Annotated in this window: 19 protein-coding genes and 1 pseudogene; 15 read left to right on the forward strand and 5 right to left on the reverse strand. The window is 54.6% G+C overall.

Going from position 1 to position 16,648, the window contains the following annotated elements; translation table 11 throughout:
- The 6 genes from IGQ16_RS10280 to IGQ16_RS10305 all read left to right on the forward strand — a co-directional run.
- The coding region (locus tag IGQ16_RS10280; protein WP_297061411.1) for a hypothetical protein at positions 1 to 184 on the forward strand (184 nt) is incomplete at its 5' end.
- Between the two features lie 40 nt (positions 185 to 224).
- On the forward strand, positions 225 to 944 hold the full coding sequence (locus tag IGQ16_RS10285) for an SIMPL domain-containing protein (RefSeq protein WP_225871777.1): 720 nt from the start codon (positions 225 to 227) through the stop codon (positions 942 to 944).
- A 9-nt stretch (positions 945 to 953) separates the two neighbouring features.
- Positions 954 to 2,306: a DUF3370 domain-containing protein gene (locus IGQ16_RS10290; protein WP_024124206.1), complete on the forward strand. Its 1,353-nt coding sequence runs from the start codon at positions 954 to 956 to the stop codon at positions 2,304 to 2,306.
- Between the two features lie 71 nt (positions 2,307 to 2,377).
- Positions 2,378 to 3,550, forward strand: coding sequence for a molybdopterin-synthase adenylyltransferase MoeB (gene moeB, locus IGQ16_RS10295; protein WP_297061414.1), 1,173 nt, complete (start codon positions 2,378 to 2,380; stop codon positions 3,548 to 3,550).
- Between the two features lie 162 nt (positions 3,551 to 3,712).
- Positions 3,713 to 4,180 carry a photosystem I reaction center protein subunit XI gene (locus IGQ16_RS10300; RefSeq protein ID WP_024124204.1) on the forward strand — a complete coding sequence of 156 codons (468 nt, stop codon included), beginning with the start codon at positions 3,713 to 3,715 and terminating at the stop codon, positions 4,178 to 4,180.
- A 50-nt stretch (positions 4,181 to 4,230) separates the two neighbouring features.
- Positions 4,231 to 4,347 carry a photosystem I reaction center subunit VIII gene (locus IGQ16_RS10305; protein WP_011058237.1) on the forward strand — a complete coding sequence of 39 codons (117 nt, stop codon included), beginning with the start codon at positions 4,231 to 4,233 and terminating at the stop codon, positions 4,345 to 4,347.
- Between the two features lie 104 nt (positions 4,348 to 4,451).
- Here IGQ16_RS10305 and IGQ16_RS10310 read toward each other — a convergent pair whose 3' ends face one another.
- The 5 genes from IGQ16_RS10310 to IGQ16_RS10330 form a co-directional block, all read right to left on the reverse strand.
- On the reverse strand, positions 4,452 to 4,985 hold the full coding sequence (locus tag IGQ16_RS10310) for a tetratricopeptide repeat protein (protein WP_024124203.1): 534 nt from the start codon (positions 4,983 to 4,985) through the stop codon (positions 4,452 to 4,454).
- Positions 4,986 to 5,110: 125 nt separating this feature from the next.
- Positions 5,111 to 6,325, reverse strand: coding sequence for an MlaD family protein (locus IGQ16_RS10315; RefSeq protein ID WP_297061416.1), 1,215 nt, complete (start codon positions 6,323 to 6,325; stop codon positions 5,111 to 5,113).
- Positions 6,326 to 6,366: 41 nt separating this feature from the next.
- Positions 6,367 to 8,007 carry an L-aspartate oxidase gene (gene nadB, locus IGQ16_RS10320; RefSeq protein WP_297040837.1) on the reverse strand — a complete coding sequence of 547 codons (1,641 nt, stop codon included), beginning with the start codon at positions 8,005 to 8,007 and terminating at the stop codon, positions 6,367 to 6,369.
- A 46-nt stretch (positions 8,008 to 8,053) separates the two neighbouring features.
- Positions 8,054 to 8,458 (reverse strand): photosystem II complex extrinsic protein PsbU, encoded by a 405-nt coding sequence (gene psbU, locus IGQ16_RS10325; protein ID WP_024124200.1) that lies wholly within the window; start codon positions 8,456 to 8,458, stop codon positions 8,054 to 8,056.
- A 239-nt stretch (positions 8,459 to 8,697) separates the two neighbouring features.
- Positions 8,698 to 9,897, reverse strand: coding sequence for an adenylate/guanylate cyclase domain-containing protein (locus tag IGQ16_RS10330; protein ID WP_024124199.1), 1,200 nt, complete (start codon positions 9,895 to 9,897; stop codon positions 8,698 to 8,700).
- Positions 9,898 to 10,261: 364 nt separating this feature from the next.
- Here IGQ16_RS10330 and IGQ16_RS10335 point away from each other — a divergent pair, with 364 nt between their 5' ends.
- From IGQ16_RS10335 to IGQ16_RS10375, 9 genes and pseudogenes are all read left to right on the forward strand, one after another.
- Positions 10,262 to 10,756 carry a photosystem I subunit III precursor, plastocyanin (cyt c553) docking protein PsaF gene (locus tag IGQ16_RS10335; RefSeq protein ID WP_024124198.1) on the forward strand — a complete coding sequence of 165 codons (495 nt, stop codon included), beginning with the start codon at positions 10,262 to 10,264 and terminating at the stop codon, positions 10,754 to 10,756.
- A gap of 37 nt (positions 10,757 to 10,793) precedes the next feature.
- Positions 10,794 to 10,919 carry a photosystem I reaction center subunit IX gene (gene psaJ / locus IGQ16_RS10340; protein WP_011058244.1) on the forward strand — a complete coding sequence of 42 codons (126 nt, stop codon included), beginning with the start codon at positions 10,794 to 10,796 and terminating at the stop codon, positions 10,917 to 10,919.
- 194 nt (positions 10,920 to 11,113) lie between these two features.
- The gene (gene rplI / locus IGQ16_RS10345; protein WP_024124197.1) at positions 11,114 to 11,572 is read left to right on the forward strand and encodes a 50S ribosomal protein L9; all 459 of its coding nucleotides are present in this window, start codon (positions 11,114 to 11,116) and stop codon (positions 11,570 to 11,572) included.
- A gap of 14 nt (positions 11,573 to 11,586) precedes the next feature.
- Positions 11,587 to 12,936, forward strand: coding sequence for a replicative DNA helicase (gene dnaB / locus IGQ16_RS10350; RefSeq protein WP_024124196.1), 1,350 nt, complete (start codon positions 11,587 to 11,589; stop codon positions 12,934 to 12,936).
- Positions 12,937 to 13,026: 90 nt separating this feature from the next.
- Positions 13,027 to 13,299: pseudogene (locus IGQ16_RS10355) on the forward strand (hypothetical protein); the annotation flags it as partial.
- A gap of 107 nt (positions 13,300 to 13,406) precedes the next feature.
- Entirely contained in the window at positions 13,407 to 13,748 is a 342-nt protein-coding gene (locus IGQ16_RS10360) for a HepT-like ribonuclease domain-containing protein (RefSeq protein ID WP_297061422.1), read from the forward strand.
- Between the two features lie 17 nt (positions 13,749 to 13,765).
- Entirely contained in the window at positions 13,766 to 14,056 is a 291-nt protein-coding gene (locus IGQ16_RS10365; RefSeq protein ID WP_297061425.1) for a nucleotidyltransferase family protein, read from the forward strand.
- On the forward strand, positions 14,053 to 14,397 hold the full coding sequence (locus IGQ16_RS10370; RefSeq protein ID WP_297061428.1) for a DUF86 domain-containing protein: 345 nt from the start codon (positions 14,053 to 14,055) through the stop codon (positions 14,395 to 14,397). Before IGQ16_RS10365 ends, IGQ16_RS10370 begins: the two co-directional genes overlap by 4 nt.
- Positions 14,398 to 14,607: 210 nt before the next feature.
- A complete protein-coding gene (locus tag IGQ16_RS10375) occupies positions 14,608 to 16,632 on the forward strand; it encodes a class I SAM-dependent DNA methyltransferase (protein WP_297061431.1) in 2,025 nt (674 codons plus the stop codon).
- Positions 16,633 to 16,648 lie beyond the last annotated feature (16 nt).

The raw sequence follows: 16,648 nt of genomic DNA on the forward strand, positions 1-16,648 counted from the left end.
AAATCTCGCAGCCATTTTGGGGGTAGCCGATGCGATTATGGTTGCCCGAGGCGATAAGCGCCAGATGGTCAGCGAAGGCGATAAAATTTTGATTCTAGGCGGCATTCCTGCCCAAACCCCCCAAGGAACGAATTTTATTAAAATTCATACCATTGGCGCCCAAAGGGGAACAGAATCCCAGTGAGAGGCGGTCTGGAGAGAAACAAGGTCCACGAGAGTTTGTGGTGAGTGCCGCTGTGAAACATCCGTTGACACCTTTTTATACCCTCGGTCTTGCTACTCTGCTGGTTGGGGGAGCTATGGTGATTGCTGAGCAACCTGCTGTGAGTCAAGAAGCCCAACGTATCCTGACGGTCACAGGTCGAGGGACAGAAGCCATTTCAGCAACCTTGGCCCAAGTCAGCCTTGGGGTTGAGGTTCAAGGTCGCACGGCTCAGGAGGTACAGCAGGAGGTGGCGCGGCGAGCCAATGCAGTTTTGGCGGTTTTGCGGGCACGGGAGGTCACTCAACTGCAAACCACAGGGCTGAGTCTCAATCCAAATTATCAATACACCGACAATCAGCGGATACTGGTGGGATATATCGGGCGCAATACCGTGAGTTTTCGCATTGCCAGCGATCGCGTGGGGCCACTCCTTGACGCTGCCGTGCAAGCTGGCGCAACCACGATTGACAATATTAGCTTTACGGCACCAGAGGCCACTATTGCCGCTGCCCAACGCACTGCCCTGCAGCGGGCGACCCAAGATGCCCAAAGCCAAGCCCAAGCAGTGCTGAGTGCCCTCAATCTCCAACCGCGCCAAGTGTTGAGCATTCAAATTAGTCAGGCGGCACCTCCCCCAAAACTCTTCACCGTTCGTGCAGCAACGATGGCCGATAGCACCCCTGTCGTCTCTGGGGAATTGCAGGTGGAGGCGAGTGTAACGCTGCAAATTAGCTACTAGGTCTCGGTGATGGCGATTGATTTCCGCTGGTGGTTGGGGAGCTGCGCGGCACTGGTTGCTATGTCTCCAGGGTTGGCTCAGGGGCCGGCAACGATTGAAAAACCCCAAAAAGTCCTCCCTTTACCGGGGGCCCTCGATCAGGTGCCTGTGTTTAATAGCAATAGCCCAGAGGTGGTACAGCGACCGGGCATCCTTCTTTCTACCTTTCCACCAGAGGGCAAAGGGACTCCCAAGGCCCACTTGAACTTTGCCTTTCGCGATCGCTTTGATATCTTTGTCCACCATATTGCTAAGCCCCTTGACCCGCAGAATCTCACCACCCTCTACCTAGGGATTCTCGCCTACAACCCCAGTTCTGAAGCGGTAACGGTGAACCTGATCTATGCCGCCAGTTACCTGAGTCAACCCGATGCTCCCTTCCGCTCCCTGCCCAGTCAGCAGGCCAATGATCTAGGCCAAATTTTTGCGGGTCCGGGCGATCGCGTCATGCTGGATATTTTGCGACAACGGCGGCAATCGGGCTGGCCAGCACAAATCCGAATTCCCCCACGCAGTTATGCCCTGATTGCCAATTTACCGATTCCTGTGAAGGGGCTAGACCCACCCCTCAATGGCCGTTCGCTGCTGATTCGTGCCCGCAGCAGTGGCAACATTTACCTTGCCAGTTTAGCCCGCTTTGGCAATGAACCGCCGACCCTAGAGCAATGGCAGCAGACCCTAATGACAGGGGAACTCGTCACTCCCCGCGATCGCGCCCCCACCTCCCCCAATCAGGGGGGCCAGATCATCTATGGCCGAGTCGCCGGCGTTGCCCTCGGCTCCCGCTGGCACAATCCCCAACAGCAACCAATTCCCATTCCCACAGGGGGTACCGCCTTGTCCTATCCTATTAGTTCGTTAGTGGCAGGGCGCTTGGGCACAGGACAAGTGCAAACGGCTCCCCTCGTGGTGCGCTATCCGGATACGGCCTATGCTGCCCACGGCAACTATGGGGTTGAATATGATTTAGTGCTGCCCCTCCAAAACACCAGCGATCGCCCCCAGACCGTTCGCCTTGCCCTCCAAACCCCCATCAAGTTCGATGCCCCCGCCCCTGGATTGCAGTTTTTTGCTGAGCCGCCCAACCGTATCTTCTTCCGAGGCAGTGTTCGATTGCGCTTCCGCGATGATCAAAGCACCCCCCAAAGTCGAATCATTCACCTTGTCCAACGCCAAGGACAGCAGGGGGACGATCTTGTGCGGCTCACCCTACAGCCCCAAGAAATCCGCTGGGTACAGTTCACCATGCTCTATCCGCCAGATGCGACACCACCCCAAGTGTTGACAATTGAAACTTTGGCAGATCCCCTGTCGCGCCCCTAAGTAAAATGGAAATCATCCCCTCACCCTTGCTGATCGGGTTAGATCAGCCGCATTTTTTATGAAGGGCTACCATGCTAAATCCAGACCTTTCTACGATTGAACTAACGAAAGACGACTATGAACGCTATTCCCGCCATCTGATTTTGCCGGAGGTGGGTGTCGAGGGTCAAAAACGCCTCAAAGCTGCCAGCGTGCTTTGCATTGGCACCGGTGGATTGGGATCACCCCTACTGCTCTATCTCGCCGCTGCGGGTATTGGCCGCCTTGGCATTGTAGATTTTGATGTTGTCGATAATTCCAATTTGCAACGGCAAATCATCCACGGCACCTCCTGGGTGGGCAAGCCCAAAATTGAATCGGCCAAGCACCGCATCCTTGAAATCAATCCCTACTGCCAAGTTGATCTGTACGAAACTCGCTTGAGCGCCGCCAATGCCCTTGAGATTATGGCGGATTATGACATTGTGGTGGATGGCACCGATAACTTCCCCACCCGCTACTTGGTGAACGATGCCTGTGTGCTTCTGAATAAGCCCAATGTCTATGGCTCCATCTTTCGCTTTGAAGGCCAGGCCACAGTCTTTAACTATGAAGGCGGCCCCAACTACCGCGATCTCTACCCGGAACCCCCGCCGCCGGGTCTGGTACCCTCCTGTGCCGAAGGGGGCGTTTTGGGCATCCTACCGGGAATTATTGGGGTCATCCAAGCCACGGAGACCATTAAAATCATTCTTGGCAAAGGCACAACCCTCAGTGGTCGCCTTTTGCTCTTCAATGCCTTAGACATGAAATTCCGTGAACTCAAACTGCGTCCCAACCCCGAGCGACCAGTCATTGACAAGCTGATTGACTACGAAGAATTCTGTGGTATTCGCCAAGCGAAAGCTCAGGAGGCCGCCCAAATGGCAGACATTCCCGAAATGACAGTGCAGGAACTCAAAGCCTTGATGGACAGTGGCGCCCAAGATTACGTTCTTGTGGATGTGCGCAACCCCAATGAGTACGAAATTGCTAGGATTCCCGGCTCTGTTCTTGTTCCCCTATCGGAAATTGAAAATGGCTCGGGTGTGGAAAAAATCCGCAGTTTGGTGAATGGCCATCGCCTTTTGGTGCACTGCAAGATGGGGGGGCGCTCTGCCAAAGCCTTGGGCATCCTCAAACAGGCTGGCATTGAGGGAATCAATATCAAAGGGGGCATCAACGCTTGGAGTCAGGAAGTCGATCCCAGCGTACCCACCTACTAACCCAAGCTCGGGGGCAGGGCAGCGTAAGGGGATGTTGCGATACATGAACTTTCTTAAAGAGAAGCAGGCTGTCTCTCGCGCGATCGCCCGCCCTTGCCTAGAATAACCACTTAGGTCTGTGCCTGTGCGCGGACATGACGGAATGCTAGGGAAATAAAAATCATGGCAGAAGAACTGATTAAGCCATACAATGGCGATCCCTTTGTGGGTCACCTCTCAACACCCGTTTCTGACTCTGGCCTCGTGAAGACGTTTATTGGCAACCTACCCGCTTATCGTCAAGGCCTCTCCCCAATTCTGCGGGGCTTGGAAGTGGGTATGGCCCATGGTTACTTCCTCATTGGCCCTTGGGTCAAGCTTGGTCCCCTGCGGGACTCTGATGTAGCCAACCTAGGCGGCTTAATTTCGGGGATCGCCCTCATTTTAATTGCCACGGCTTGCTTAGCGGCCTATGGTCTGGTCAGTTTTCAAAAGGGGGGCAGTAGCAGCGATTCCCTGAAAAGCGGTGAAGGTTGGAGTCAGTTCACGGCTGGCTTCTTTGTGGGTGCCATGGGGGGTGCCTTTGTTGCCTTTTTCCTCCTTGAAAACTTTGCTGTTGTTGATGGCATCATGACTGGCCTCTTTAACTAGAGCCTTGGTCACACTTTGCTTTTGATTACCCAGAAGGAGAACCGCTGATTATGATGGGATCTTATGCTGCATCCTTTTTGCCTTGGATTTTTATTCCCGTGGTCTGTTGGCTAATGCCCACGGTGGTGATGGGGCTGCTGTTTCTTTACATTGAAGGAGAAGCCTAAGCCGAGGGCTAACTTACCCAGATAAATACCAAAGAATTGAGAACTGGTTGGGAAATGTCCTGGCCAGTTTTTTTGCTAACTAGTTTTTGCTTGACTAGGTATCCTCAAGCTGCCGCACCACTGAGTCGTTTTTTCAGAGAATTCACCCGCCGTTGGGCGATCGCGTTGTTGGGGTCGTATTTCAGCGTGTGCTGATAGGCCTCAAGGGCTGGCTGGGGGAGGTTCTTCTTCTCATAGGCGTGACCTAGGTTGTTGGCTGCAGTCACATACGCCGGTTGATTTTTGAGGGCTTCTTTGTACTGGCGAATCGCCAAGTCATACTGCTCTTGCATGAAGTAGGCATAGCCAAGGGCATTGTAGATGGGGGCAAGACAGGTTTCGCCTTCGCTTTCAGCCGCCTTCAGGGCCTTTTGAAACAGGGGAATTGCCTGGCTAGCGAGTTTCTTAGTGAGGTAAATGCTGCCTAGCTCAAAGTATTCTTGGGTAGTGCCCGGTTCTTGCTTGAGTTTCCGTTGGAGGCGTGCCAAGCTAGACTCAATACGGCGGGTTTTAAGAATTTGTTTGACCACAAACCAAGCTGAGACGCCCAGTAGAATAATCAACACACTTAAATAAACCGCAGGTAAGGCATTCTCCATGATTGGTTTTATCCTCAATCAATTCCTTGCAAATTTCGACTTTATGCATTTATTCCTAGGTCTATGATAAACAGCGCTGACCCAGTTCCGCCTAGCAATCTTCCCATTGCCAGTTAGGGAGGACGTTAGGGATCTCTGGAGATAGCTGCTTCCTCTTCGTTTTCTTTAGGAGGTGTTGCAGCCACAGTGGGAATGGGTACAAGCGTTGGCGGCGCAGCTTCAGTTGCCCTTAGGGAGGTGGCATGAAGAGCTAATAATTGCTGCTCAAGGTCTTGGCTTGAGGCCAGCAGGCGCCTGAGGATTTGAATTAAGCGCCGTAAATCGGACTGAAAGGATGGATTGCTGGTTAGTTTAAGGAGGTCATTGGTGAGTTTCTGGGCATTGATGAATGTGGCCCGCGCGGCATCTAAGGTTTGGGCGATCGACAGCATAACGATAGGACTACTTAACGCCCCAGAGACTTTATTGAGATTGGCGGCTGCTTGGGCACCATTTTTAATTAGGGCATCCAAATTCGCTAGCAATTCCCCCTGCTCCAGTTGATTTGTCAGGGGGCGCAGTGCTTTGAGTGTGGTTCTCAACTCTCGGGCAGCACCGTCAATGTTGCGCAAAGTAGAGTTAATTGTATCGCGGTTCACTTCAACGATTTCACTGATTTGGTTGGCTGCACGAGTCACTGCTTGCGAGGCCGTGCCAAAGTTCCGTAGTTCAACACGGGCTTCATTACTGAGGGCGTTGAAGCTATCGAGGGCAGTGGTGACCTTTGTCAGGGATTGATCAGCACGGTTCACAACGCGGGTTGCCCCCAAAATGAGGGTATTGGCGTTGTTGATAAGGCCTGATTCTTCAAGGGCAGTGGTAAAACGAGTTGCGGCTCGCACCAAATCTTCTAGGCTGGCAGTGCGCACCCCGGTCACGCGATCGCCATTGCAGTAAACCACCGCTGGTTGGCACTTGGGGGCAAAGGCGGTGACATCCTTGGGAATCTCCGGTACCCGTTCCTTGGGGGTAAAGTCCAAGAAGGCCTGACCAATAAAGCCCGACTGGCGAATCTCCGGTACAGCACTCCGCGGAATCAACACATTATTGATGCGCACACTCACTTGGACACCATTGGCATCAAAACCAATGGCCGTGACTCGTCCCACCTGGACACCCCGATAGCGCACCTGTGTTCCCACTGTTAAGCCCGGTGCTGTGTCCAATTCCACCTCAAGGGTGTAGCTATTGGCACCGGCAAGGTGGCCCCGCAACCAGAGGAGGCCGACCCCCAATGTTGCTAAGCCCGCAAGGATAACCAGGCCCACCAAACTTTCCTGCACACGCCGTGACTGCATCATAGGGATAGATCACCGCAAAAAATTTTTGGAATCTATAGCAACTATAGTTTACTCTGAAGGCCTTGAATTGCTGCTTTTTGCCAGTGTTCTCCCCAAATCAGGGTGTGCATTTGCCAGTTGGGATCGGGTTGGGGGTAGTCTTGGCGGTAGTGACCACCGCGACTTTCCTCACGAAAGAGGGCACTTTTGAGAATTAAATAGGCAATATCCAAGAGATTGCGTAGCTCGCCCCATTCCCAAAGGGTGTCCTGCCCGGCTTGATTGCTGAGGGTGTAGGAGTAATTGGGGTCTAGTTCATGAAAGGCGATCGCAACTGGATGAGCCAGCAATTGTTGGCGCCATTCCTTCACTTGGGAAAGAGCGGCCATCAATGGGGGAGCATCGCGACAAATCCCTGCACTTTGCCACAGGAGTTCCCGCAACTCTTGGCGCCACTGACGAAAGCTCACTGGCTCAATTTCAAGGGATTTCTGGCCAACAGGGAACACTGCCAAGGGAAGGGGCTGAGGATCCAGGTGGGCAAGTTGAGCCGAAAAGACAAAACATTCCAAAAGGGAGTTACTGGCTAGGCGATTGGCACCATGGACACCAGTACTAGCTACTTCGCCAACGGCATAGAGGCCGGGAAGGCTGGTTTTGGCCTGTAAGTCGGTGACGACTCCCCCCATCCAGTAATGGGCTGCCGGAGACACCGGAATGGGTTGCTGCTCAACATCAATGCCCCACTGCCGACAGACAGCAATGATTTTCGGAAAGCGGTGGTGCAGGCGATCGCGGGGAAGGGGTCGTAAGTCTAGCCAGACATGGGGGGCATGGGTGTGCTGAAGGTGACGGTAAATGGCACGACTGACAATATCCCGGGGGGCCAGCTCGCCAGCAGGATGGTAATCCGCTACAAAGCGATGACCTGTGTTGTCAATTAAATGCGCCCCTTCACCCCGTACTGCTTCACTGATGAGAAATCGCGGTGCCCCCTCGACGGCTAGGGCAGTGGGATGAAACTGAAAAAACTCGACATCGCGAATGTGGGCGCCGGCTCGCCAGGCCATTGCCACACCATCGCCAGTACTGAGGGGGGGATTAGTAGTTTGGGCAAACACTTGACCGCCACCCCCCGTAGCGAGAATGACCGCCCCCGAGCGCAGCCACTGGAGCTGTCCCTGATGCAACAGACACACCCCACAGCATCGCCCCGACTCTAGCCACAGATCAAAGACAAAGCTATTGGGCAAAAGCGTGATATGGGGTGCAGCAGTCACCTGTTTGAGCAGTGTCGTAATTAGGGCTTGTCCGGTGGTATCAGCGGCATGGAGTACTCGAGGACGAGAATGGGCAGCTTCGAGGGTCAAAGCCGGGCGATCGCCCGCACGATCAAAGGCGACCCCCATTGCCAACAGGCGCTCCACCTGTGTCGGTGCCTGCTCAACCAAAAACTGGACACTCACTGGATCACAGAGACCAGCCCCCGCAGCAAGGGTATCTTGGGCATGGAGCGAGGGAGAATCCGTAGGATCAATGGCCGCAGCCATACCGCCCTGTGCCCAGCCGCTGGCCGATTGCTGGAGATCGGTTTTTGTGATCAGGCCAACGCGATAGGTGGCAGGAAGGGCAAGGGCAGCGCTGAGACCCGCAGCACCACTGCCAATGATTAAGACATCAAATTCAGAAGTTGCGGGAGTCAACGCTAACCCAAAAGCATGTTATTGCCAATACTGCTAACGAGGCTGACTACTTGTATAGTCCATTATTGTAGCGATCGCCCCCCTCAACGAGAGCCGTTTCCACCTCGGTGACGGTGAAGTGATCCAGGTTTTGGCGCAGAATTTCCTTTTGCCGTTCCGTTAGACCGGGGATGTTGAGGACATCTTCAACGGATTGATAGGGTGCATTTTTAACAATTAATTTAGCCAGAGTTGGATAGAGGCCGCGGTACTGGATGAAGGCGGCAATGTTGGTATTGTTGAGGTCAATTTTTTCGCCATAGGCAGTGCCGAGTTTCTCATCGACCACATTGACCAGTTCTTCCGCGGTGGATGCAGTTGCCGCCAAGGTTGGGGCACTCCAGTTGATCCAGCCCAACAGGCTAACGCCCACAAAGTAAGCCAATGCTAGCCAGCGGCCCAAACGTTGCATAATTCCTTTACCTCCCAAATCTCACAGGTCATTACCAAAAACAGCGGTTCATTAAGAATGAAAGCAAAGAACTGACCACATCGCACAGCCAGCGCAGGCGGCAGTCACCGATCGCCAGCAGGATGACAGAGGCACCTGAGGCATTACACCTACATATAGACCACTGTCTAGGCTGCCCCCTACAGGTGATTCAATCATACCAGACAGAAGCCGTCCCTTCATCGCCTTTTTCAAGGTGTTTAATGTAGGGTGTCTCTGCTTTTGAGGGCTTGGTCAAGGAAGGAATGCAGGTCATCAAAGGTGCCTACATAGGCAGGCACAGGGGCTTCATAGCCCTTCAGATTCAGGACTTGAAGTTGAAATGGCACAGGGGTTGGGCAAGATTGCACAAGGTAGTGGTAGGTGGTTGCTCCCATGGCCAAATCAGCGGCAATGGTTTTGGTGGCACTCTCAAGGCGAAAAGCAGCATTAACGGTATCTCCCAAAGCAGTGTAATCTGGGCGATCGCCACTTCCTGTATTGCCCACCATTGCATAGCCCGTATTCAAGCCAGAACCAATGCGCAATGGCCACGGCAAGGGATATTGCTGGTGCAGTTCTCCCGTCATGAGCCGTAAATCCTCTAAGGCAGAGAGGGTGTGGCAAATTTCTTGACAGCCAATCTCCTCGCTTTCGTGGATCCAAACTGCCATTACCGCATCCCCGATGTACTTGTCCACCCAGCTACCATATTGCCGAATAATTTCCCCTGCCCGATGAAACCACGTGCCAATGAGTTCCGACAGCAGCTCCTCTTCTAACTGCCGTGTGAGTTTCGTAAAGTCACGAATATCCACGACCAGAACCGTCAATAGGCGGCGGACATGGAGAAGGGCCGTGGAGGAGCCTTCGGATTGCAGCAAAGACAAAGCGGCATTGTCGGCAAACAGGGGGGCAAAGGGTTCATTAAAAAAGTCGAGTTCCGTTTGGCCAAAGGTAATGCGATCGCCATTGTGCAGGGCAACGGGAATGCTGACGCGGCGACCGTTGACAAACGTGCCATTGCGACTGCCGAGATCAATGAGATAAAACTCCCCCTGTCCGAGGCGCTGAATCATGGCATGGTTCCGTGACATCCAGCGATCGCTGAGGACAATGGAATTGTCTTCACTGCGGCCAATTGTCCAGCAGTTCCCCCCCGTTAAGGGAAAATAACAAACCGTGTCCTCGCTCACCAGCGCTAGATGAGGTTCTGGAGGGGCCGGCGCTCCCGGATGAAGGACCTCAGGGACCCCGGGAATTTGCAAGAGGGCATGGCGCAGTTGATTAATAATTTGCTGCTGACGCAAAATAATCGCCACTAATTGTTGGGGAGGTAAGGTCTCTAGAATCTTCTTCTCAGGCAAGTCAAACGTCGGGTCAGCATCCATGGGGGGCAAGGCAGGAGAAAAATGTTGCATACCAATTCTTCATAGGTGCTAAAACCAAAAGCCGCTCATCTTGGGTTGCTTTTCCCCGACTAGACCGACGCGCAAATGCTTGAAAGCTTTAGCTTATAAGGCATGGATCCAATTTAGCAAAGGGGCTGGGGTTATCTCAATAGGAATAAGCCTTGACGCTGCTGCCTGAGATTACTGTGGGATCGCTGGCATTGATAGAGCGATCGCCAGAGGAAGCATTAGTCACTATTTGCCCTCGTAAAAATTATTAACCTTTCCCCTAGGGTTGGGTTGAGGCCCATCCGCTAAAATGATGGCAGCTTTGGGAGGGATTGCTCTCTCCGCGAATGCACTTTGACCTGTCTGCATTTGAGGACAACACTCCATGCGTCGATTGTTAGCCCTACTCCTTGTTTTGACCCTGTGGCTAGGCTTTACCCCCCTAGCTTCTGCTGACGTGGCCGGACTCGTTCCTTGCAAAGATTCCCCGGCATTTCAAAAGCGGGCCGCTGCTGCCGTCAATACCACCGCTGATCCCGCCTCCGGCCAAAAACGGTTTGAGCGCTACAGCCAGGCCCTCTGTGGCCAAGATGGCTTGCCCCACCTTGTTGTGGATGGTCGCCTCAGCCGCGCCGGTGATTTTCTGATTCCCAGTGCGCTGTTCCTGTATATTGCCGGCTGGATTGGCTGGGTGGGTCGCGCCTACTTAATTGCCGTGCGCAACAGCGGTGAGGCCAACGAAAAAGAAATCATTATTGATGTCCCCCTTGCCATTAAATTTATGCTTACGGGGTTTGCCTGGCCTTTGGCCGCCCTCAAGGAGCTGGCAGCGGGTGAACTCACCGCCAAAGACAATGAAATCACTGTTTCTCCTCGCTAACTTCACTGCCGTTGACTGTGATGAAGGACAACGTACCATGAAACATTTTTTGACCTATCTTTCTACTGCGCCCGTGCTGGCCGCCATTTGGATGACGATTACCGCTGGGATTTTGATTGAATTTAATCGCTTCTATCCCGACTTGCTCTTCCATCCCCTCTAAGTGAACCCTTAACTTTTGAACAAACTCGGTCTAAGGGTGGAACAGTGTTCTGCCCTTTTTTTGTCGCGATCGCGCAGTGCACCCTAGGTGTTCGCCCCCAAAGACTATAAAATAGTTGTTTGTCCTAAAATAGCAGCCGTAGCCACTAGCGCTGACGCTTGCTGTTAATCCGTATACACTGAAAGAGGATCCCCATGGCAAAGCGGGTGCAAGTTGTCTTGAATGAAACCGTCAATAAACTCGGGCGAATGGGTCAAGTCGTCGAAGTCGCCCCCGGCTATGCCCGTAACTACCTATTTCCGAGGGGGATTGCCGAGCCAGCAACCCCCAGTGCCCTACGGCGGGTAGAGCGGCTCCAAGAAAAGGAACGGCAGCGCCTTGCTGAACTCAAGGTCGTTGCTGAAAAACAAAAAGCCACCCTGGAAAAACTGGCCACTATTACCATCTCCATGCCTGCGGGTGAAAAAGATATGCTCTTTGGCAGTGTCACGCCCAAGGATGTGGCCGAGGCAATCCAGGCCATCACGGGCGAAACCGTTGACCGTCGTGACATAGTTCTGCCGGAAATTCGTAAATTGGGCACCTATGCCGCTGAAATCAAGCTCCATCCCGAAGTGAGTGTCAAACTCAATATTCAAGTTGTTCCCGACTAGGGCGAACCTATCTAATGGTTCAGGAGCCGAGTTTTCAGCTTGATAGTGAACTGATTCCCCCCCAGAACCTCGAAGCCGAAGAGTGGATTTTGGGGGGTATTCTCTTAGATCCGGAAGCCATCAACCGGGTGGTGGATATTTTGCCGGTTGAGGCTTTTTACCTCAGGGCCCACCGCGAAATCTATCGGGCGATGGTTTCTCTCCACAGCCGCGGCAGCCCTACGGATCTGCTGTGTGTCACTGCTTGGCTACAGGATCAAGAGCTATTAGAGAAAGTGGGTGGACAGGCCAAACTGGCAGAATTAGTAGAACGGACGGTCAGTGCCATTAACATTGATCGTTACGCCCTCTTGGTCAAAGAAAAGTATCTGCGCCGCAAACTCATTGAAGCGGGCAACCAAGTGGTCAAGCTAGGCTACGATACCAGCCTTTCGTTGAATACCATTTTGGATCGCGCTGAACAGCAAATCTTTAGCGTTACCCAGGATCGTATTCAGCAGGGATTGACACGCACCGATGAGATTCTTACCCGTACCTTCGCGGAATTGGAGCAGCGGGCGATCGGCAATATTCAGCCGGGTTTATTCTGCAATTTTTATGACCTGGACAACCTGACCCAAGGCTTCCAGCGATCGGACTTGATTATCATTGCCGGGCGACCTTCTATGGGTAAGACGGCGATCGCCCTCCAAATTGCCCGCCGCATTGCTGAAATTCACAATCTGGGGGTGGCCATCTACAGCCTTGAAATGTCTAAGGAACAACTGGTGCAACGGCTCCTGGCCAGTGAAGCCCGCATTGACAGCAACTATTTACGGGCGGGGCGCATCAGCCAACACCAGTGGGAACCTCTGAGTCGGGCGATCGGGATTCTCTCGCAACTGCCCATCTATATTGACGACACCCCAAATCCCACCCTTGGGGAAATTCGCTCCACTGCCCGCCGACTCCATGCCGAGCATCCCAATGGTCTCGGCCTCATTTTGATTGACTACCTGCAACTGATGGGCGGCGAAGAAACCAGTGAAGGCCGCGTCCAAGAACTCTCCAAAATTACCCGCTCCCTCAAGGCCCTGGCGCGGGAACTCAATGTTCCCGTCATTGCCCTTTCTCAACTCAGCCGCAGCGTTGAATCGCGGCAAAACAAGCGTCCCCTGATGTCGGACCTGCGGGAATCGGGATCGATTGAGCAGGATGCTGACCTCGTCATTTTGCTGTACCGCGATGATTATTACAATCCCGACACCCCCGATCGCGGGATTTGTGAGCTGTTGATTGCCAAACACCGCAATGGCCCTGTGGGCACAGTGAAGCTGCTCTTTGACCCTCAATACACCCGCTTTGAAAACCTTGCCCGCGATTAGTCAAGGGGGCACAGTGTTCTGCTTTTTCCTCACCGAGGTTCGGGATCAATGGGATTGACGCCTACCTATGCTGGGGGCAAGTTCCGATCGCGCCAGCTCATCACCGAGGAGATTCCTGCCCGCATGGCGGCTGACGCCGCTTACCAGAATGCCCGCAAGAATTCCGACAAGCAGAACGCCCGCATCGAGCACGACAGGGCGCTTCAGCGGGTGATACTCGCGCTGCTCCAAGATGACTCCGAGCTGTTTAAGCAGTTCAGCGACAACGAGTCGTTCCGGCGCTGGCTTGCGGATACGGTGTTCGGACTGACCTACGGCGAACGCTGGGGAAGTCTACCAAGAACATACCGGCCCATGAGATAATACAGGAATTCTTTGTCAAGCATTGCCCGGGACAAGAAGAACGGGCGTTTTCGCGATCGCCGCGGCCAGGTGCTATTCATAGACGCGCGCAAGATGGGGGCATAGTGGTGGACAAGGCCGCCTTTGAACAGGACGAGTTGTTACAAGGCTGGTTCGTCCGGAACCTGCAAATCGTTGGAGAGGCGGCGCGGGCTCTGCCCGAGGACGTGCGTGCGCTGGCGCCGGAGATCGAATGGCCCAAGATCATCGGCATGCGCAACGTGCTCGTTCATGGGGACTTCGAGATTGATACCCAGATGTCTGGCAGGCGGCGAGTCGGGATGCCCTCGCGCTCAAGCCTCGCATCGAGTGGCTCTTGCAGCGCCTGGAGGAACAGCGATGAGGCCGGTCCGCGCTGCCCGCAAGCAGTGGCCGGAAGCCCGGCAGCTGGAGGAGACGATATGGAATAACCTGAAGGAGCTGGGGTGTGACGGTTAACGAGCTGGTCAAGGCAAAGCGCGAAGAAATCCTGCGTATCACTGCCAAATATGGCGCACATAATGTGCGCGTGTTCGGCTCTGTAGCCCGCGGCGAGGCAGATGAGCAAAGCGACATTGATCTTATTGTCGAATTCGAGCCTGAACGCAGCCTGCTGGATCATGCAGCGCTTTGGCTCGAACTGCAGGAGCTTCTCGGCTGCAAGGTGGATGTGGTGAGTGAACGCGGCATCAAGCCCCGCATTCGGGAGCGGGTGCTAAAGGAGGCTGTGCCGCTATGAGGGACCCGAAGGAGCGACTCAGAGACATCCTCGATGCCATCGCCCGAATCGAGCGCTACGCCTCCCGCGGCCGCGAGGCTTTCGAGCACGACGAGCTGATCCAGGTCTGGATATTCCACCACATTCAGATCATCGGTGAGGCGGCAGCCAAGCTCGGCCGCGACTTTCACAAGGTACACCCAGAGGTACCGTGGCCGCAGATCGTTGCCATGCGCAATGTGCTGGTTCACGAATACTTCGGCATAGACCTCGGGGAGGTATGGAAAACCGTGGAGCGGGATCTACCGGCTTTAAAGCTCGCTATCGAGCGGCTTTTGCAGCGGTTAGAGGAACAAAGATGAGGCTGGTGCGCGTGCTTTACAATCAGCCAACCGAGGCTACTCAGCTAAACAGGGCCAGCCAGAAAAACCTCAAGGAGCTTGGGCATGGCGGGTAAACGAAAAAAGCCAAAGCAGAGAAACTTCTCTCTGGAAGAGGCGCAGGCTCGCATCCCAGCTACGCCGAGCGTTTCCACCGCTAGAAAGTGATCACCTGTTGTGGGAGGGTTTGATATGGAAAACGGCCAACTGACTTGGATCACCAATTTCATTTGGGGTATTGCCGACGATGTGTTGCGCGACCTCTACGTGCGCGGCAAGTACCGTGACGTCATTCTGCCGATGACCGTCATCCGCCGACTGGATGCAGTGCTGGAGCCCACCAAGCAGGCGGTGCTCAAGATGAAAGCAACCCTTGACCAAGCTGGCATCACGAACCAGGATGCTGCTCTGCGACAGGCTGCCGGACAGGCCTTTTACAACACCTCGAAGTTCACCCTGCGCGACCTCAGGGATCGAACCAAACGCCAGCAACTGGATGCCGATTTTCGCGCCTACCTCGATGGTTTCTCGCCCAACGTGCAGGAGATCATCGCCAACTTCGAGTTCCGCAACCAAATCCCCCGCCTGGCCAGAGCCGACGCCCTGGGCACGCTCATCGAGAAGTTCCTCGACCCGTCCATCAACCTGAGCCCCAACCCTGTTTTCAACAGCGACGGCACCGTCCGCCTGCCCGGTCTCGACAACCATGCCATGGGCACCCTCTTCGAGGAGCTGGTGCGCCGCTTCAACGAGGAAAACAACGAAGAAGCGGGCGAGCACTGGACCCCACGCGACGCCGTGCGGCTGATGGCCCGGCTGATCTTCGAGCCAATTGCCGACCGGATCACCGATGGCACCTACCTCCTCTACGACGGCGCCTGCGGTACCGGTGGAATGCTCACCGTGGCCGAGGAAACCCTGTTGCAATTGGCGAAAGAGCGTGGCAAACAGGTCTCGGTGCACCTTTTTGGCCAGGAGATCAACGCCGAAACCTACGCCATCTGCAAAGCCGATCTGTTGCTCAAGGGCGAAGGCGAAGCCGCCGACAACATCGTTGGCGGGCCGGAGCATTCGACCCTATCCAACGACGCCTTCCCCGGCCGCACTTTCGACTTCATGCTCTCCAATCCGCCCTACGGCAAGAGCTGGAAGAGCGACCTCGAGCGCATGGGCGGCAAGGCCGGCATCAAAGATCCGCGCTTTGTTGTGCAGCATCAAGGCGAGGAGCTTTCGCTCATTACCCGCTCGAGCGACGGCCAGATGCTGTTCCTGGTGAACATGCTCTCCAAGATGAAGCACGACACACCGCTCGGCAGCCGCATCGCCGAGGTGCACAATGGCTCATCGCTGTTCACGGGCGACGCCGGCCAAGGCGAGAGCAACATTCGCCGCTGGATCATCGAGAACGACTGGCTCGAGGCGATCGTCGCCCTGCCGCTCAACCTGTTCTACAACACCGGCATTGCCACCTACGTATGGGTGCTCACGAACCGCAAGCCCGAGCACCGCAAAGGCCGCGTGCAGCTCATCGATGCCACCCAGTGGTACAAGCCCCTGCGCAAGAACTTGGGCAAGAAGAACTGCGAACTGTCCGAAGAGGACATCCGCCGCATTGTGGACACCTTCCTCAAATTCGAGGAGACCGAGGAAAGCAAGATTTTCCCCAACGCGGCCTTCGGCTACTGGAAGGTTACGGTGGAACGCCCCTTGCGCTTGAAAGGCATCGACCCCGAGCGCGTTTACAGTCCCAAGGAGATCAAGGCGCTTCGGGACAAGGCCGAGCGTGCTGAAGATGCGCCGCCGGTGATCAAGAAGATTCACAAACCCGGCACCGCGCCCGATCCTTTGCGCGGGCTGTTTGAGGTTGTCATCGGTGGCAAGCCGCGCGTGGTCGAGTACGAGCCGGACACGGAGCTACGCGACAGCGAGCAGATCCCGTTCCTCGAATGCGAGGCTTGCCACGAGCCTGGGTACCTGCCAAGCCCCGACGATCAACGTGTAGCCATCGAGGCCTTTCTTCGCCGCGAAGTCTTGCCCTACGCACCAGACGCCTGGTACGACCCTGAAAGCGTCAAGATCGGCTATGAGATCAACTTCAATCGCTATTTTTATAAACCCAAAGCCCTGCGGCCCCTCGAAGACATCCGTGCCGACCTTTTGGCGGTGGAGAAGGAGGCGGAGGGGTTGTTGGCGGAAATTTTAGGAGGACAACCATGAGAATCCAACGCCTAAG

The organism is Thermosynechococcus sp. M3746_W2019_013, from assembly GCF_015296045.1.
Taxonomy (GTDB): Bacteria; Cyanobacteriota; Cyanobacteriia; order Thermosynechococcales; family Thermosynechococcaceae; genus Thermosynechococcus.

Excerpts from the sequence above, each read along its gene's own strand:
- IGQ16_RS10290 (WP_024124206.1), top strand. The coding sequence starts at position 954 with ATGGCGATTGATTTCCGCTGGTGGTTGGGGAGCTGCGCGGCACTGGTT.
- dnaB (WP_024124196.1), top strand. The coding sequence starts at position 11,587 with ATGGTTCAGGAGCCGAGTTTTCAGCTTGATAGTGAACTGATTCCCCCC.
- psaJ (WP_011058244.1), top strand. The coding sequence starts at position 10,794 with ATGAAACATTTTTTGACCTATCTTTCTACTGCGCCCGTGCTGGCCGCC.
- IGQ16_RS10335 (WP_024124198.1), top strand. The coding sequence starts at position 10,262 with ATGCGTCGATTGTTAGCCCTACTCCTTGTTTTGACCCTGTGGCTAGGC.
- IGQ16_RS10305 (WP_011058237.1), top strand. The coding sequence starts at position 4,231 with ATGATGGGATCTTATGCTGCATCCTTTTTGCCTTGGATTTTTATTCCC.
- rplI (WP_024124197.1), top strand. The coding sequence starts at position 11,114 with ATGGCAAAGCGGGTGCAAGTTGTCTTGAATGAAACCGTCAATAAACTC.
- psbU (WP_024124200.1), bottom strand. The coding sequence starts at position 8,458 with ATGCAACGTTTGGGCCGCTGGCTAGCATTGGCTTACTTTGTGGGCGTT.
- IGQ16_RS10370 (WP_297061428.1), top strand. The coding sequence starts at position 14,053 with ATGAGGGACCCGAAGGAGCGACTCAGAGACATCCTCGATGCCATCGCC.
- IGQ16_RS10300 (WP_024124204.1), top strand. The coding sequence starts at position 3,713 with ATGGCAGAAGAACTGATTAAGCCATACAATGGCGATCCCTTTGTGGGT.
- moeB (WP_297061414.1), top strand. The coding sequence starts at position 2,378 with ATGCTAAATCCAGACCTTTCTACGATTGAACTAACGAAAGACGACTAT.
- IGQ16_RS10330 (WP_024124199.1), bottom strand. The coding sequence starts at position 9,897 with ATGCAACATTTTTCTCCTGCCTTGCCCCCCATGGATGCTGACCCGACG.
- IGQ16_RS10375 (WP_297061431.1), top strand. The coding sequence starts at position 14,608 with ATGGAAAACGGCCAACTGACTTGGATCACCAATTTCATTTGGGGTATT.
- IGQ16_RS10310 (WP_024124203.1), bottom strand. The coding sequence starts at position 4,985 with ATGGAGAATGCCTTACCTGCGGTTTATTTAAGTGTGTTGATTATTCTA.
- IGQ16_RS10315 (WP_297061416.1), bottom strand. The coding sequence starts at position 6,325 with ATGATGCAGTCACGGCGTGTGCAGGAAAGTTTGGTGGGCCTGGTTATC.